The organism is Limosilactobacillus rudii (assembly GCF_014145455.1).
In the GTDB taxonomy this organism is placed as follows: Bacteria; Bacillota; Bacilli; order Lactobacillales; family Lactobacillaceae; genus Limosilactobacillus; species Limosilactobacillus rudii.
In genome coordinates, this window is the sequence record NZ_JACIVB010000047.1 from 46908 (window position 1) to 64752 (window position 17845).

Annotated in this window: 16 protein-coding genes and 1 tRNA gene; 4 read left to right on the forward strand and 13 right to left on the reverse strand. The window is 39.8% G+C overall.

All coding sequences use genetic code 11. The annotated features are described in order from the left end of the window. The first annotated feature begins 123 nt into the window (after window positions 1–123). On the forward strand, window positions 124–1071 hold the full coding sequence (locus tag H5S39_RS03970; RefSeq protein ID WP_182596996.1) for a DNA-methyltransferase: 948 nt from the start codon (window positions 124–126) through the stop codon (window positions 1069–1071). A 264-nt stretch (window positions 1072–1335) separates the two neighbouring features. Here H5S39_RS03970 and ndk read toward each other — a convergent pair whose 3' ends face one another. From ndk to H5S39_RS03985, 3 genes are all read right to left on the reverse strand, one after another. Further along, window positions 1336–1779, reverse strand: a complete 444-nt coding sequence (ndk, locus tag H5S39_RS03975) for a nucleoside-diphosphate kinase (RefSeq protein WP_182596995.1) — start codon at window positions 1777–1779, stop codon at window positions 1336–1338. An 89-nt stretch (window positions 1780–1868) separates the two neighbouring features. Beyond that, a complete protein-coding gene (helD, locus tag H5S39_RS03980) occupies window positions 1869–4187 on the reverse strand; it encodes an RNA polymerase recycling motor HelD (RefSeq protein WP_182596994.1) in 2319 nt (772 codons plus the stop codon). A 16-nt stretch (window positions 4188–4203) separates the two neighbouring features. Continuing rightward, window positions 4204–5370, reverse strand: coding sequence for a cation:proton antiporter (locus tag H5S39_RS03985; RefSeq protein WP_182596993.1), 1167 nt, complete (start codon window positions 5368–5370; stop codon window positions 4204–4206). 203 nt (window positions 5371–5573) lie between these two features. Between H5S39_RS03985 and H5S39_RS03990 the strand changes: the two genes are divergently transcribed. Then, window positions 5574–6848, forward strand: coding sequence for a ClC family H(+)/Cl(-) exchange transporter (locus H5S39_RS03990; protein WP_182597039.1), 1275 nt, complete (start codon window positions 5574–5576; stop codon window positions 6846–6848). 84 nt (window positions 6849–6932) lie between these two features. Here the strand turns inward: H5S39_RS03990 and H5S39_RS03995 are convergent, their stop codons facing one another. From H5S39_RS03995 to H5S39_RS04010, 4 genes are all read right to left on the reverse strand, one after another. After that, window positions 6933–7373 (reverse strand): nuclear transport factor 2 family protein, encoded by a 441-nt coding sequence (locus H5S39_RS03995; RefSeq protein WP_182596992.1) that lies wholly within the window; start codon window positions 7371–7373, stop codon window positions 6933–6935. Window positions 7374–7626: 253 nt separating this feature from the next. After that, window positions 7627–7700 (reverse strand) — tRNA-Thr (locus H5S39_RS04000). A 206-nt stretch (window positions 7701–7906) separates the two neighbouring features. Next, window positions 7907–9271 (reverse strand): aspartate aminotransferase family protein, encoded by a 1365-nt coding sequence (locus H5S39_RS04005; protein WP_182597038.1) that lies wholly within the window; start codon window positions 9269–9271, stop codon window positions 7907–7909. After that, window positions 9243–10712, reverse strand: coding sequence for an APC family permease (locus H5S39_RS04010; RefSeq protein WP_182596991.1), 1470 nt, complete (start codon window positions 10710–10712; stop codon window positions 9243–9245). The genes H5S39_RS04005 and H5S39_RS04010 overlap by 29 nt, the downstream gene beginning before the upstream one ends. Before the next feature lie 297 nt (window positions 10713–11009). On the opposite strand from H5S39_RS04010, the gene nth reads away from it, so the two are divergent. Further along, complete coding sequence (gene nth, locus H5S39_RS04015) at window positions 11010–11651, forward strand: endonuclease III (RefSeq protein ID WP_182596990.1); 642 nt, start codon at window positions 11010–11012, stop codon at window positions 11649–11651. An 18-nt stretch (window positions 11652–11669) separates the two neighbouring features. Next, a complete protein-coding gene (locus H5S39_RS04020; RefSeq protein ID WP_182596989.1) occupies window positions 11670–11957 on the forward strand; it encodes an FMN-binding protein in 288 nt (95 codons plus the stop codon). 140 nt (window positions 11958–12097) lie between these two features. Here H5S39_RS04020 and H5S39_RS04025 read toward each other — a convergent pair whose 3' ends face one another. The 6 genes from H5S39_RS04025 to H5S39_RS04050 all read right to left on the reverse strand — a co-directional run. Next, complete coding sequence (locus H5S39_RS04025; protein WP_182596988.1) at window positions 12098–12847, reverse strand: sulfite exporter TauE/SafE family protein; 750 nt, start codon at window positions 12845–12847, stop codon at window positions 12098–12100. A 23-nt stretch (window positions 12848–12870) separates the two neighbouring features. Beyond that, window positions 12871–14067 (reverse strand): MFS transporter, encoded by a 1197-nt coding sequence (locus tag H5S39_RS04030; RefSeq protein WP_182596987.1) that lies wholly within the window; start codon window positions 14065–14067, stop codon window positions 12871–12873. Between the two features lie 140 nt (window positions 14068–14207). Then, on the reverse strand, window positions 14208–15140 hold the full coding sequence (locus H5S39_RS04035; protein WP_182596986.1) for an L-lactate dehydrogenase: 933 nt from the start codon (window positions 15138–15140) through the stop codon (window positions 14208–14210). 196 nt (window positions 15141–15336) lie between these two features. Next, on the reverse strand, window positions 15337–15603 hold the full coding sequence (locus H5S39_RS04040) for a SemiSWEET family transporter (protein ID WP_182596985.1): 267 nt from the start codon (window positions 15601–15603) through the stop codon (window positions 15337–15339). 18 nt (window positions 15604–15621) lie between these two features. Next, window positions 15622–16497 (reverse strand): fructokinase ScrK, encoded by an 876-nt coding sequence (scrK, locus tag H5S39_RS04045; protein WP_182596984.1) that lies wholly within the window; start codon window positions 16495–16497, stop codon window positions 15622–15624. 18 nt (window positions 16498–16515) lie between these two features. Next, a partial coding sequence (locus H5S39_RS04050; protein ID WP_231832887.1) for a glucose-6-phosphate isomerase occupies window positions 16516–17845 on the reverse strand: 1330 nt, incomplete at its 5' end.

The following is a 17845-nucleotide window of genomic DNA, read 5'->3' on the forward strand; positions in this document are numbered from 1 at the left end:
TCTCGCTAAAACTCGTACTACTTAATACCATTAATTTTAATCCAACCACCCCTAAAAAGGCAAGACAATCCCCTGTTTGACAAGTATAATAATATTAAATGGTAAAATGGGAGTGGTGTTGACATGCGCTCAAAGAGAAATAAAACAATCGACTTTTCATTAGAAGAGGCCTCGCCAGAATTACTTGAACAGATCCTGCAACCTATTAAAAATATTAGAGGAACCCGGGATAAAATTATTAACGGAGATTCTTTTAAAGTAATGAAAAAACTTTCTCCCCATCAAGTCAGTCTTGCTCTTATTGACCCTCCCTATAATCTCAATAAACAATACGATGGCCTGAATTTTAAAAAAATGACGACCGAAGAATACCAAGAATATACACAAAAGTGGATCAACCTTTTGAAACCGCTTTTAAAGGATAACGCCAGCGTTTATGTTTTCTCCGACTGGGCAACAAGCATATCGCTGGCCCCCGTCCTCGCACAAAATTTTACTATTCAAAACCGCATAACCTGGCAACGCGAAAAAGGCCGCGGATCACAAAAGAACTGGAAAAACGGGATGGAAGATATCTGGTTTTTAACCGTTGATCCTAATAAGTATACTTTTAATGTTGACAGGGTAAAGCAACGGCGGCAGGTTGTTGCTCCTTATAAAAAAGACGGAGTGGCTAAAGACTGGCAAGCTACTTCAACAGGGAATTTCCGTGACACAATGCCTTCTAATTTTTGGGATGATATTTCTATCCCCTACTGGTCAATGCCAGAGAATACAGGGCATCCCACCCAAAAACCAGAAAAACTGCTTGCCAAGATTATCCTTGCCAGTTCTAATCCTGGCGATTTTATTTTTGATCCTTTTGCCGGTTCAGGTTCAAGTCTAGTAACTGCTGCTAAACTCAATCGTCATTATCTGGGGATTGAACAAAGCCTTCTCTACTGTGCATGGGGACAATATCGCCTCAATCAAGTAAAAAATGATCAAACCATCCAAGGATATACCGATGGTGTCTTTTGGGAACGAAATACCCTGGCAGCTCAACGGAAAGTTATGCGGCACAAAAATTAAACTACGCCACACGAACGAAACTAGAGATTAATCTAACCTTAGCATCACAGTAAATCTGTTTTGCACGAATTCGAAGCCAGGATGTGTGGCTCTTATTAATATCGAAAAATAGGATCTAGTACCCGGTAAGGCCGAATTCTAGATCCTTTATTTTTGCTCATTTATAAATAAAACTAGGTAACTAAACCTACCTTAAAATAAAGGAAATTTAGTTACCTAGCAAAATTTACACGAATAAATGGTTATAGTAACTTCTTATTATTCTTACTGCTTGTCTTTAATATTAAATTCAGGGAACCAGATGCTAATTTCACGAGAAGCACTCTTAACATTATCAGAAGTATGAATGATATTTCGTAAGTTACCATCAGGCCATTCACGTCCATAATCCCCACGAATAGTTCCCCATTCAGCTTCACCAGGGTTCGTTGCTCCTGCCATATTATGAATAGCTTGAATGACGTTAGTACCTGAAACGACAATCCCAACAATCGGACCCTCTGTCATGTACTCAAGTAATTCAGGGAAGAATGGCTTATCAACTTTATCGAAATAGTGTTGACGAAGCTTTTCTTCCGATGGCTCAATCATCTTTAAGGCTTCAATATTGTACCCTTTCCGTTCAATCCGAGTAATAATATCACCAATATGGCGAGTCTTTACTCCATCGGGCTTTACTAATACAAGTGTGTATTCGTCTTTAACCATGGCGAAGCATCTCCTTTTTCTATCTTTACATTCATTAGATTATCATAAGTTAACAGACGTTGAAAGCGTTTTTATCTAATAGCGAGAATTTATTGCTTATTTGGCAGCTGATATTCAATCGTCAGCAAACGCCCTGCTTTTTCATTAACTGCTTCACTTACCGGACCATTACTTAGTAAAACCAGCTCATGCATTGCACGGGATGCCATCGTGTAAATCATCCCTACTTCATCTGTATTTTCAAGATTTTTAGCGGAAATATCTGCCGCAATTACTGCATCAAACTCAAGCCCTTTAGCTAAATAAATTGGTAAAATCAAAGTTCCCTTTGGCAATTCACTATCATCCTTATTCAACAAGTGAAGATGACTAACCTTTTGACGGTGTAATTGCTGATAAATAGCCCTTGCCTGTTCTTGATTTTTAGTCAAAATTGCGACCGTCTCGTGCCTTGTGACAAGATCTGCAGTTTCTTCAATTACCGTCTGCTGAATCTCTTTATCTGAATATCGCACTAATAACCGTGGCTTCTTCCCGTGACGGGTAAAGGAAATAATTTGATCGCCATCGGGTAATAATGCCTTAGCAAAATCAGTAATTTCCGTCGTTGACCGATAACTGCGACGTAACGCAATCAAATTAGGCTGTTTAGCCTTTAGAACAGTGCTTAAATTACTCAATAGTTCTTCCGGTAATTGCAATGGCTTAAACAAAGCTTGCTCACTATCACCAAGAACCGTAAATTTAGCCTGTGGAAATGCATGCTTTAAGTAGACTAACATTGCGGTTGAATAATCTTGCATCTCATCAATAAAGACATACTGGAAAGAATGATTCTGCCCGGTTCCCGAAATCAAGTCCCGAAGATACATCAGTGGTGCCGCATGCATCAGCTTAAGACGGTGATATTCAATTCCTTCTTGAAAGGCTAACATCATCTTTGACCATTCGCGCTGACTAATTGTCTGCGGAATACTAACAGACTGTAAAAATTGATTATATTGGTTGTAAAAATCAAGAAAGTAATTGTTATAAATTGCATCGGCAATCACCCTTAACCGCCTTTTGGCAAGCCGTCGCGCCAAGTATGCATATTGTTCATCTTCATTTTTAAAGTCATCAATATTTTTCTTACCGTACAAGCTGTGTAATTGCTGAAGATCAAGTGCATCTAATTCTTTAGCAACCCAATCTTTTTTAGCTTCATCCTTTACTCGTCGTTGAAGTTCACGAATTAATTTATTTTTCAACTGGACAAGTTTATCAGCAGGAGCCATGGTTGCGGGTAACTGTCGATATAACTCTTTAATATGACGGGCAGCAAAAAATACTTGCCCATTAAAACGAATATCGGCAAACTGTAACTGATCAATCGTCATATTCTCTACATAGTTTGCAATTGCTGTCATGAATGATTCACTTTCAATAAAATCAGCAACTACACGGGACTGGTGATGTGGTTTTTGCCGCTCTTCGTAACGATCGAATAACGTTTCAACCTGCAATCCCTCAAACCGCCGGCGAATAAATCCTTCTAAAGTTACCTGACGCATATTACGTTCACCAAGGCTTGGTAACACCTCGGAAATATAGTGACTAAACAAATTATTCGGACTAAAAAGGACAATTTGATCCGCATTCAGTGCTGTGCGGCTATGGTAAAGCAAATAAGCAATCCGCTGCAAAATAGCAGATGTTTTGCCTGAACCAGCAACTCCTTGAACCAGTAAAAGATCACTTCGGGTATCGCGAATAATATCGTTTTGCTCTTTTTGAATTGTCGCGACAATATTATGCATATATTGGTCATTCTGCTTACCCAGGGCCGCTTGTAACACTTCGTCACCAACAGTTTCATTGGTATCAAACATATTTGTAATTTGCCCATCCTTAATAGTAAACTGTCTTTTTTTCTTTAACTCGGTATTTTGAATTCCAGCTGGCGTCTCATAGCTTACTGGGCCAAGGGTACCGTTATAATACACTCCTGAGATTGGAGCACGCCAATCATAAATCAAGAAATCAGTCTTATCCTCATTCATTAGCGATGACGTACCAATATATAAAGTTTCACTATCCTTTTCTCCTGAATCTTGGATATCGATTCGACCAAAATATGGAGAGCCCTTAAGATTTTTAAGAGTTCTTAGTTGATGTTTTAAAATAGTTTCACTTTCTGCTGCCCGCGAAACCAGTTGCCGTTGCTGTTCAATCATCGACCGCGATTCTGCGATATCATCAACTTCGTAACGGTTAATAGAAGCATTCTCGCTGTAGTTTCGTTCAACCGCCCGCGTTTCTTTATGTGCATCTTCAACCGCCTTAGATGTTGATATAACTTGCTGGTCAATCTGTTTTTCGACATCATCAACACGAGCTTGTTCTTTTTCTCGTTCACGATTGTCCATAAAAACTCCTCTTTACTTAAAGTTCCTCTGCTGATTTCTTCAATGAATGTTTTAAGATAAACGGTGCTAAAACGGTTGCTACAATAATTACGGTTATTACATCTGAATAATACATCGGTGATAACAAGTGCGCCTCATAACCGATCTGCGCAGTAATCAGCCCCATCTCACCACGAGCAACCATTCCACTACCGACAACGTAAGAACTTGGAATGCTAAATCCTGCCAATTTGGCGCCGGCGCCACAGCCAAGCAGTTTTGTTAAGCAAGCGAGGATCGTCATTACAACAACAAAAACGATTGACTCACTAAGATTGTCAAAGCGCATGTTAAGTCCTACACTGACAAAGAATAACGGAATAAACATTGCATAACCAATTGGAACAAAACTCCGATCAACAAGCTCTTTATGTTTCGTGTTAGCAACCGCAATTCCGGCAAAGAAAGAACCAACTGCACCGCTTAAGCCAACATAATCGGCAATTGCTGCCATCCCCAAGCAAATGATCATTGCCATAACCGACGTCGAAGCTACTGTTAATAGACGGTCACTCATATGGATCAGATATGGTGCTAGCCACCGAATTAACAGGTAAGTTCCCCCAAAGAATATTAACTGCATCAATAGCACAATTCCTAGTGGTTGACCATTTCCATGACCACTATTGCTACTACCATTGATGACACTAATCATGATACTCAACAAAATAACCCCGATAATATCATCGGCAACCGCAGCGCCTAAGATTGTTGCTCCTTCGCGGCTATCAAGTCGTTTAAATTCACGTAACACGGCAACAGAAATACTGACAGAAGTCGTTGCGAAAATAACCCCGATAAAAAGAGATTCTAGTTTAGTAAAGCCAAATGCATAACTAACTGGCCCCATTACCACAATTGGAATAACTACGCCAACAATTGCTACAATCACAGCAGGCTTTAAATACTTTTTCAGCAGTGAGAGATCACTTTCCAATCCAGCAATGAACATCAAGATGATAACCCCAATTTCTTGAAACTCATTCATCATTGAATTTAGGTGAACCCAATCCAAAACAGCTGGGCCGGCAACGATTCCAACTAGGATTTGCCCAATTACTTCCGGAATCTCAACTCGACGACATAAGTGCGCCACCAGCTGTGTTGCAAGCAGTAAGCCTGCTAATACCGCAATAAATTCCATTTCTTTTCCTCCAATTTTCTTTCATTGTGCCTATCTACATAGTTTTGATTTTAACATAGCTGTATTTCCAATCCTAATTATTATTAGTGAGTGTATAATACAAGGTAATATGATAATTTTGATATCAAAGGGAGGGATTAATTGTGAATAGTAGCCAACCTGCTATTAAACGAGCTCGTGATGTCCTAAATAAGCCAATGTCGATGGCATTTGTTTCATTAATCGGAAAAGGCATCATTGTGGGGCTACTAACGGGACTTATTGTTGGAATTTTTCGGTGGATTATTGACCAGACATTGAAATTGCTAACAATAATTTACCCCCTCATGGCTCAACATCACCAACTTCTAATTCCTTACATTTTAATAACGCTGCTTATTGTATTATTACTTAGCCGAATTGTTAAACCGGTACTCTTAGACCTAGTTGGCTCTGGTGTTCCGCAAATCGAAGCCGTTTTGTTAAATGAACATCACATGAATGCATGGAGCGTCTTGTGGCGAAAATTTGTTGGTGGCTTACTCGCTATTTGTCCGGGGCTTTTTCTCGGACGGGAGGGTCCCTGTATTCAAATGGGTGCCTGTATCGGTCAATTATTAGGCGAACACATGCGGATGAGCGAGAAAGAGAAACGATTCCTGCTTGGCTGTGGCGTTGCGGCTGGACTGTCCGCTGCCTTTAGTGCCCCCCTTGCCGGCGTAATCTTTTTAATGGAAGAAATAACCTTTAACTTTCAGCCCCAGGGATGCATCACTGCGCTTGCGGCTGCCATTGCCTCTGACTTTGTTACTATTCTATTTTTTGGCGTCCGTCCCTGTCTATATTTACCTCTTCACGCAAATTTGCCTAAAGAAAGCTATCCGTGGCTATTATTTCTCGGTGTTCTTATTGGCTTGCTTGCGTATCTTTATCAGTACACCCTGCTTAATCTTCGGTGGTGGTATAGTAAAGTCAAGTTTCCAGATATTTACCACAGCGTAATTCCCCTACTGCTTGTAATCCCAATCGGACTATGGAACGCTAAAATTCTAGGCGGTAGTCATGACTTCATCGCTTATATTGCCAACCTCGATAAAGATAGCCATCTTACTAGTTTACTAGGACTACTAATTATTTTCTTTGTTGTTCGGTTTTGTTTCTCAATGATTAGTTACGGTGCCTCGGTCCCTGGAGGAATTTTCATGCCCATTTTAGTTTTAGGATCGTTAATCGGTGCAATTGCTGGCGTAATCATGATTCATCAAAATGTTATTCCTGCTGCCTGTTACCTTAACCTTGTCGTTATTTCAATGGCCGCTTATTTTGGTGCAATTGAAGAAGCACCTTTTACTGCTATTACGCTATTAACTGAAATGGTCGGTTCAGTAGACCAAATTTTGCCAATGACAATTTTAACGTTTATTGCTTACATCATTAGTAACCTCCTTGGTGGACAACCAATTTATGCTTCTCTCCGTAAGGAAATGTTTAAATTTTGATAAGCAATTATTTTTATCTCAGCTCAAAAACAGGCTCCCCATTCGGAAGCCTGTTTTAGTTTTATTCATAATCAACTTAAAAAGCTAAACCGTAACATCACTCTTACGTGCCTTTGATAGTTCTCGTGAAAATGGTGTTATCGTATCCCATGTTGAATGGACAACTTTCCATTCTCCTTGCGCATTTTTCTGGAAGACTTCCACAACATTGTATTGCATATCAATGAAATTAGTATCAGCAAACAATTGATAGGTTAAAATACCCGTATTCCCATTTAATTGAACTCGTGGACTAACAAACTTATAGGAATCAGCATGTATTTTACCCGCAACTCGCCCATCTAAGAATTGTTTGACCTCGTTAAAGTCATCAATCCGCTTATCATGACCAGCATCAAAATAAGAAAAATCATCATGAGACCAAATATCATAGTAACCACTCATGTCACCATTAAAGTACTTATCAAGTGCGCCTTTTTCTAAGCTAATAATATCCTTAATTGTCTTTGCAGATGAATCAGCCATAATTTTTCGCTCCTTTGAATTCTTTAATATATTATGTTTAGAGCATATGGTATATCGTTGCGTTACAGTCAAGAAGATACTAATGGATTTTAATTTCATAAATAAACTTAATATCGATGCAAGCTTATGCACACGCTTTTTTTGTGTGCACAGCCGTGTGCATAATATTCTTAAACAAACATAAACAATCCTTGATATACCGTTACAAAATGTTGATATATCAAGGATTAACAAACTAAATGACGGTCTGTAAAGCCATCTAGCGGACTCGAACCGCCGACCTCATCCTTACCATGGATGTGCTCTACCTAGCTGAGCTAAGATGGCAATTGTAGTATATCGAAAAATTTATGTTTAAATCAATAGGGGAAAAGAAACAAACTTAATCTTTTAGCACCTAGTCCCCAAAGCAAACGACCCAAAACGACTTACTATAGCCGATTTGGGTCGTTTTATCTTATGTTTTTTAAGGCCAGTAATTATGAGTCTTGATAAACTAGTATGCAAAACCTTTTGGCATTTTAATGCTAATTTTACCAACCCAATTCGGCCGCATTAGTTGGTGCGGTCAATTTACCAGCAGCCAATTCTGCAAATGCTTGGTCAATCATTGCAAACGCGCGATCCAACTCTTCTTCTGTGATTACCAGTGGTGGTTGAAAGCGAAGGATACTCCCCCTCAAACTAATAATAATCGCTCCTAATTCAAAGATCCGATACATCAGTTTTGTCGTTGCTTCTGAATCGTCCTCCCCAGTTACAGGATCGACAATATCAATTCCTCCGTCAAGGCCATACATCCGGACATCACCAATAAATGAATATTTTTTCTTCTCTTGCTTAAAGAATTCGGCTGCTTTTTCGCCTAATTGTCGGGATCGCTCTAGTAAATGTTCATCTTGAATAACATCTAGTGTTGCATTAGCGGCCGCCGTTGTCACTGGATTACCCGCAGTAGTATACACATTTGCTGGTGCCCCCAGTGACTCCATGATTTCTTTTCGACCAACCATTGCACTAAGCGGTAGCCCCGAAGCTAATGATTTACCAACAGACATCAAATCAGGTTCAAGATTAAAATGCTGGATTGACCACCACTTGCCAGTTCTTCCCATCCCCTGATTAACCTCATCAACCGCAAATAGAATCCCATTACGTTTTGCAAAATCATAAACCTTTCGCATGTATGACGTAGGCGTTTTAATAATTCCTCCGTCTCCTTGAATCGGCTCAATAATGATTGCAGCAACTTCATCGGCTGGGAGATAGGTTTCAAATGGCAACATGAACTGCTTGAACATGCGGTCGACAAAGTCCTCTTCATTCTCGCCCACAAATCGTTCCCATGGACTTGGAAATGGTACTTTTATTACTCCCGGTAACATTGGTCCCATCTTCCGAGTCATGTTAAGTGAAACACCTGAAAGGGTCATCGAACCATAAGTAGAACCGTGATAAGCTCCGGTAAATGAAACAATATACTGCCGTCCAGTATATGCCCGGGCAAATTTAATAATTGCATCATTAGCATCAGAACCAGAATTACCCCAGACTACTTCAACGGGGCCATTCATAGGAGCTAGTTCAGCTAAACGTGGTGCCAAACGTGCGGCCTGCGAATTAGCAAAATATGCAGGGGTATATTGAATCATTTTTGCTGCTTGTTGTTGAATAGCTTCAACAATCCGTGGATGAGCATGTCCTGTATTGGTTGAACTAGCACTAGCAAGCAAATCAATATAATCGTTACCCTCAATATCTGTAACGATTGCACCATGTCCATGATCTAATACAATGTCATAGTATTTAATTCGTGCTGCTGTTGCAAAAGCTGTTTTCTCTTTTGTGAGTACTTCTTTATTTGTTACTTTAGGCTTCGTCTTTTGTGTATTTACCATTTTCATTTTGTTCATATTCCTTCTTTGCCATTGTCGAGTGACGCATTCCATAAGCAAAGTAAATAATTAAGCCAAAGATGAACCAAATCCCAGCATAAAGTTTGGCTTGATAATCAAGACCCATAAAAACAAGGAATGATGCAAGAAAACCGAGTGCTGGCAATACGGGGTAGAATGGCATCTTAAATGATGGTTCTGGAATATCCTTACCTTCGCGACGACGCAATGCATATACACCAAGAGAAACAAACATAAATGCAATCAGTGTTCCAGCAGAGATCAATTGTGAAAGGAATGCAAATGGGAAAAATGCTCCAATAAGAACCGCCCCAATTGTCAGGGTCCACAATGCACGGTTTGGCCGGTTACTTTCATCAAGTTTCCCAAGCCATTTTGGCAGCATACCGTCACGACCAAATGAGTAAATCAATCTTGAACCAGCCATACTCATTCCAATCAAAGCTGTAAACATACCAACAACCGCAATTGTTTGGACAACGGTTGCAACACCACTATGATGAGCAGCCCGCAAAGCAAGTCCGACAGGCTCTGCACTATTAGCATATTGTTCGTATGGTAATACCCCTATTAGAACCAAGCTAACAGCGACAAATAGAACAACCGCAATTACCAATGAACCAAGAATTCCTCGTGGCATAGTCTTTTGAGGATTGATTGCTTCAGCAGAATTAGCAGCGATTGAATCGAAACCGATGTATGAAAGGAAAATCATCGATACACCAGCATAAATACCTTGCCAGCCCCCAAAAGCCCCATTAGCTGTTTCACGGTAAGCGGGAACGAACGGTGTGAAGTTGCTAGCCTTCAAAGCAGTCAAGCCAACAACAATGAAAAGCAAGATTGCGAATACTTTCAAAATAACAAGTAGGTTTTCTACCCGCGCTGCCCGTGATGCCCCACGGGAAATAAGTACAGCAACCAATACAATTACAACAACTGACACGAGGTCAACTACCCCACCCTCAGTACCAAACGCATTAGAAAGTGAAGCAGGCAGTTTCCATCCCAACGGAACGAATAGTGCTCGGAAGTTAGCAGAAAGTCCCGAGCCAACGAAAGCCAATGCGATAAAATATTCTGCTAAAAGTGCCCAACCGGCAATCCATCCAAAAAACTCACCAAAAACAACATTAATCCATGAGTATGCTGAGCCGGCGAACGGCATTGCAGCTGCCATTTCAGCATAGGCAAAGGCTACTAGCCCTGCTACGATTGCTGCCAGCAAGAACGAGATAACAACAGAGGGACCGGTATGCATCGCTGCCACTTCACCAGGAAGAGTGAAAATGGAAGTGGACACAATTGTTCCGACACCTAAAGCTAAAAAGTCCCGCACCTTCAAAGATCGTACTAAGTGACCGTCTTTACTATCATAAACACGCGGGTCTTCTTTACGTGTAATTGTTTTCCAAAGACTCATAATCATCCTCCTTTACATTTATAATTAAAATATGATTAGAATTATAAGAAAATCTTTAATATATTTTACCAAGGTGCTTTTAAGAGGTCAATCGTTTATTTAAATTAATTTCAGAAAGCGTTTTCTTTAATTTAAGTAAGCTCAAGCCTATTTTCCTTAACTACTTGCCTTGTTGATTTTACTTCTAGATATTAAGCAAATAACAGTTTAATGATAAAAAAATGAGTTAACTCCTTTCGCTTATTTTTTTGATAAGCGTTAAAATAATTATAGATTAATATGAAAGAGTGATTGTCCATGTTATCCCCTGAGGAAATTCGCTATGCGATCAAAATCATGCGCAAAACCTACCCTGATGCTGGCACAACCCTGATTGCAGATACTAATTATCATTTTTTACTAGCTACTATTCTCAGTGCTCAGTCTACGGATCAATCCGTTAATGAGGTAACACCAGCATTATTTAAAAGGTTTCCTTTGCCTGCTGATCTAGCAGGTGTAACGCCGGAAGAAGTTGAACCATATATTAAAAGGCTCGGTCTCTACCGTAATAAAGCTAAATTTCTTGTCAAATCATCTCAACAGCTTGTTACCAATTTTGATAGCGAAGTTCCTCACACGCTTAACGAATTAATGACCTTATCCGGTGTTGGGCGAAAAGTTGCCGATGTTGTCCTCGCAGAATGTTTCAACATCCCCGCATTTCCTGTCGATACTCACGTCAGCAGAGTTGCTCGACGTCTCCGAATGGTTGAACCGAAAGCCACCGTTCTTACAATTGAGAAAAAACTAATGGAAGTTATTCCTCCCAACCACTGGCTAGATGCACACCATAGCATGATCTTTTGGGGACGTTATATGTGTACTGCTCGAAATCCTAAATGTGAAAAATGCCCGTTACTTTCTATTTGTGTAACTGGTCAAAATAATATTATTTAATGGAGATAAGATTAATTAATGAAAGAATTACAATCAGATCAATATATTGGCAATGGCTTTAGCGCATATGGTGGCGAACTCCAGGTACTATTAACTTACAAGGATAATAAAATTCAAGATTTAAAGGTTATCAAACACCATGAGTCAGAAATGGGACACTGGGCATTAGATGAACTGCCAGGAAGAATAATCGCTGCTAACACTGTCGACATCGATGGCGTTACTGGAGCATCAGCAACTAGCCGTGCAATCAAAGACGCCACAACTGATGCATTAAACAAAGTAAGGCTAAAATACCGCAAATAAAATTGTGTTGTGACATAATTAAATTGAAATAACAGTGCATATAAAAAGAGCTCCAAGGCCAGCAAAAGCGAACCCTGGAGCTTTTTTTATAGAAACGTACTGAATAATTGTAACGTTCCCTTTATTTACAGTAATACTTTTTATAATGTCTTAATACCCATTAAAATAATAAAGCATCCCATGAATAATTTAATATAAAATGCGCGTTGTGTTTTTTTAGTCAACCAAATAATAATCGGTGGTGCAAGAACAGATCCTGCAAGTGAACCGATAATTAATCCGCCAGCAGCATGCCAATCAACGGAACCGCCCATCAGATGGAGAAGCGCCCCAACGATCGACATCCCAACTAATACGTATGCTGACGTTGCAGAGGCACCGGCCATTGATGCGCCAAGAAGTAATAGGCCTGCCGTAATGGGGCCGCCACCACTTAGTCCTGCAATTCCAACCATTAATCCTCCCAAAATTCCATAAATAACACTGGCAGTTTGTGGGGAAATGGTTGATTGCTTTTTAGGCGCATTATGATAAAGCTTATAAATTATTTGCGCGCCCAAAAAGATTAAGATAATGCCAATGATAACCTTATATATTTTAGTTGGAATGAATGGTGATAATAAGTATCCAACAATGATGCTGGGAATTGCTGAAATCATCATTCGGTTTCCTAGATGAAAGTTAATCAAGCCTTTGCGATAATACGCTATCGATCCTAAAATAAGCGCGGGTAAAGCTGTTACAATTGAGGTTGCCGCGGCGGTTGCTGGTGGCAACTGAAAAATAGCAGTTAAAACGCCAAGGTAAATAGCGCCTCCACCGCCACCTAGTGAAATAACAAAAACACCTACCGCTAGGCCTATGATAATCAATAATAACAACGAACCCATCACTAATACCTCCCTATAATTTGCTAGCTATTAGCAGTTGCCTTTCTTTCTCGTCCTAAAATAAACGTTATTACCCAGGAAATAATCAAGAAGACAACCACAAACAAATATGGATATTGATAATTTACATCAAGTAAATATCCACTAATTAAGGGACCAATAATATTTCCAACACTTGTCAACGACATATTGATTCCATTTAATAATCCTTGATTAGCAGTACTCAACTTTGTCAGTAATGTCGTAATTGCGGGACGTAGCAAATCAAAAGCTTCAAAAACAAACAATGTTGCAACTATAATATGCCAATGTGAATGATCATAAATTACTAGAATTGTTCCAATGATACTAAGAAGAAAACTGTAACGCATTAACCGTACTTCGCCTAGCCAACGGACAAGGCGATCAAAGAAGAATACTTGCAAAACCAATGAAATAATCCCATTTAAAGTTAAAACTAATGCAATCGCACCAAGATCAAAATTATGGACTTCATTAACATATAGGCTATAAATACTTTCAAACCCGGCAAGACCAAACGCTGCAACAAAAATCATCCCAAAAAGGGTAACTAATGTTGGTGTCATTATTTGCTTAACGCGGCTCCATCCACCGGTTAGCAATTCATTTTCAGGATTCTTAGTCGCGCTCTTAAACAATTCATCCTCATCATGAGGTAAAAAGTACCAAGCAACAACCGTACTAATCAATCCTAAAATTCCAGCAACCCAAAATGGAAATTTATAATTTACATGAGCTAGTATTCCTCCCAGCCCCGGTCCTAAAATTAAACCGCCACTAAATGCTGCCGATAACCAGCCAATAACTTTTGCCCGATCCTTTTCACTAGTGATGTCTGCAGCTAACGCCATTGATGTTGGAACAAACATTGCTGCTGATAGTCCGTTAACAGCCCGCGATAAATCAAATATCCATAAATGTTGCGCTAGTGCAAAAACAAATTCAGCAATTGCATATATCAGTAGTCCCCACACCAGCATCGGTTTCCGACCAACTTTATCTGAAATACGACCAACAATAGGAGATGCTATAAATTGCACAAATGCAAATAGTGAGGACATCACTCCCATGTCAAAGGCAGTAAAGTGATATTCATTTTTAATGAATGGTTCAACTGGGAAGATAAGACTCATTCCTAGACAAATCAAGAACTCACAAAAAAGAACAACAAAAATTATACGCTTTACTTCTTTTGTCATGATATAATTCCTTTCTTAATTATTCAGAATAAAAGCGGTGCCATTAAAATAACGACACCACTTTTATTTTGTAAGCTAGCGATAACTATATCATGTTTAAACTTTTAATACCAGCACAGATTAATTCATTTAATTTTTCTTTAATCTTTGGCTTCAAGGCTTTCTTGATACTTTTCCTTGATAAAGTCAGCAGATGTCTGTAACTTTTGCAATTCTTCATCTGTCAAATCAAGTTGTGCCTGTTCAACTACACCATCACGTCCAACAACCGCTGGATATGATAGATAGACACCATATTCTTCGCGGTAATTTGATACAGGAAGTTCTGATAACGAATTACTTAAAATTGCGTTAACCAATTTGACGGCTGCTGTTGCGACACCATAATTAGTATATTTTTTACCCTGGAAAACGGTCCAGCCACCCATTCGAGCCTCTTTATCTAATTGATCTAAATCAAGGCCACGTTTATCAGCGATTTCCGTTAATGGCTTGCCTAATACTCGTACTGTCGACCAAGCGGTAAACTGTGAATTACCGTGTTCTCCAAGGTTGTACCCATCGACTGAACGAGGATCAAGGTGGAGTCGGTCCGCAACTGCTCGTTTCATCCGTGCTGAGTCCAATAATGTACCGGTCCCTAAAACATGGTTTTTCGGCAGCCCTGTAATTTTCTGATAAAGGGACGTGATAACATCAACGGGGTTAGTGATTGCAACAATTTTCCCGCTAAAGCCGCTATCTTTAATCTTCTGGGCAACTTCCTTTACTGCTTGACGTGTAAACGGCAATTCGGCAAACCGATCAGCATTAGGATTATCCTGCAGTTTAATGTTCCCCAGTGCTGAAACAATTACATCCGCATCCTTTAAGGCACTGTAATCATTAACAGTAATATTAGTATGAAAGGGTAAGTTAGCCATTGCATCTTCAAAATCTAACGCATCAGCTTTAACTTTTCCTTCATTTTTATCGATGAGTACTAAATCATCTACAAATCCCATTGCAATAATGTAGTGGGCAACTGTTGCTCCCACATTTCCCATACCGATAACTCCAACTTTTCGTGTCATCTACTAAATCCCCTTTCTTAAATTAAATTATTTTAATTTGCTTTTAATCTTAGCACGATGTTTATCCTATTACCAGTACTAAAAAAAGAGACCGGAATGTATTCACGATCTCTAAACTATTATTACTACTAAGGCAATCAGTCACTCTCAAAAATATAAGGTTTGTTATTGGATTAATCGTTTAATTTTATAATTACTACCATGGGAAACAAGTTAAGAATGTCGCAAAACTAAAGAAAATTCCAGGGAAGTTAGCCCAAAAGACAGGCCAATCACGATCCTTCTTAAAGTATGCATAAATACTCCATAAAGTACAGTTAACTCCGGCAACAAACGGTTGAAGAGGTGCCGCATAATTTCCATGTAAATTATTATAAATTTGTGCGACATACGAAATATACATCAAAATGGCAATTACACTAGCAATTTTACCTAGCCAACTAATAAATTTTGTTTCATTCATAGTCTACACCCTTTTTCTCTATTCTGTTGCTGCTTGAAGTGCCAATGCAAAGTCACCAATCGTTGCTGATCCGTTGTTTTCTGCTAGAGGCATCGTAATATATTCATCGACATCACCAACATCAACGTAATTATTCAATAATTTCTTAAACTCAGTACGAACCTTCTTCAAAAATTTTTCACTAACAACCCCACCGCCAAACACAATCTGACCAGGACGGAACATTAATGTCGAATCTAACGCAGCCTGTGCAACATAATAAGCCATAATATCCCACACGTGATCTGTTAATGGAACATCCTTTCCTTTCTTACCAGTTCGTGCTTCAAAAGTTGGGCCACTAACTAATCCTTCTAAACAGTCACCATGGAATGGGCAGATCCCGTTAAAATCAAGGTCATCATGATGGCGTTTCAAGCGAATATGCCCCATCTCAGGGTGTCCTAATTCACCAACAAACTTACCGTCGATCACGCAACCAGCACCTACACCAGTTCCAATCGTGTAATAAACTAAAGAATGAATGCGCTTATTAAAAAGCGTTGATAATACATATTCGCCATACGCCGAACCGTTAACATCAGTCGTCCATGCAATTGGAATATTAAATGCTTGTTTTAAGGTGCCAACAAAGTCAACATCTTGCCAGCCCTTCTTAGGGGTATTTGTAATATACCCATATTTTGGAGAACTCCGTCGAATTTCAATTGGTCCGAACGAAGCTACACCAATTGCCTTTAAATTAGCAAATTTCTTAAAAAATGCGATACATTTTTGTAATGTTTCTTCCGGCGTGGTAGTTGGAATTTGAATAGAATCTTTAACCTGGTAGTTAACATTACCAACTGCACAAACAAACTTAGTGCCGCCAGCTTCGATACTTCCTAATAACATATGATACGCCTCATTTCATTAATCATTTTTATCCATCTTTGCCCGTAGTTCTTTGCCGATCTCTTCATAACCCGGCTTACCGAGCAATCCAAACATGTTGGTCTTATAAGCTTCGACCCCTGGTTGGTTGAATGGGTTAATGCCGTTTAAGTAGCCAGAAATTCCCATTGCAACCTCAAAGAAGTAAATCAAGTAGCCCAATGTGTACTCGTCTTCTTCAGGAATGTGAACCGTCATTACCGGTACCCCACCATCAGTATGAGCCGCAACAACTGCTTCATAGGCCTTGGTATTAACATAATCCATTGTCTTACCTTCAAGGTAGCCTAACCCATCCAAGTTATCTGGTTCGGTTGGGATTTCCATATCATGGTTTGGCTTATCAAGCTTAACAACGGTCTCCATTAAGAACCGGCGCCCTTCCTGGATGTATTGACCAAGGGAGTGCAGGTCGGTGGTAAAGTTAGCTGAGGATGGGTAGATCCCCTTTTGGTCCTTCCCTTCTGATTCACCGGCTAACTGCTTCCACCATTCGGCAAACATCCGCATGTTCGGCTCGTAGTTTTCCAATAATTCGGTTTCATAGCCCTTACGGTAAAGAATGTTCCGGTAAGCAGCGTATTGGTAGGCTTCATTCTTACTTAAGTCCGGATCAACATAATCCTTTTCTGCTTGGGCAGCCCCGGCCATTAGCTTATCAATATCTGCACCAGAAGCAGCGATTGGCAATAACCCTACTGCGGAAAGAACCGAGTAACGACCACCAACACCATCCGGAATTACAAAGGTTTCGTAACCATGAGCATCAGCCTCAGTCTTCAAAGCGCCCTTCGCTTTATCGGTGGTAGCATAGATCCGCTTATTAGCTTCGGTTTCTCCGTACTTCTTAATTAAGAGGTCCTTAAAAATCCGAAAGGCGATTGACGGTTCAGTTGTGGTTCCAGACTTAGAAACAATATTAATTGAGAAGTCCTTATCACCAATCAATTGAATCAAGTCATGCACATACGTCGAACTCAAGGAATTACCGGCAAAGACAACCAATGGTGCTTGCCGATCCTTCGCCTTTTGGGCTTGGTAGAAGGTATTGTGCAAGAAGTCAATTGCCATTTGGGCCCCAAGGTATGAACCACCAATCCCAATTACCACCAGGACATCCGAATCGCGTTGAATCTTAGCGGCCGCCTTTTTAATTCGGGCAAATTCTTCTTTATCATATTCTGTTGGTAAGTGGAGCCAGTCGCGAAAGTCCGCTCCAGCACCTGTTCCGTTGCGTAATTCATCATTAGCAGCGTTAACCATTGCTTGCATTTCACCAAGTTCATTATCATGTACGAATTGCTTTAAT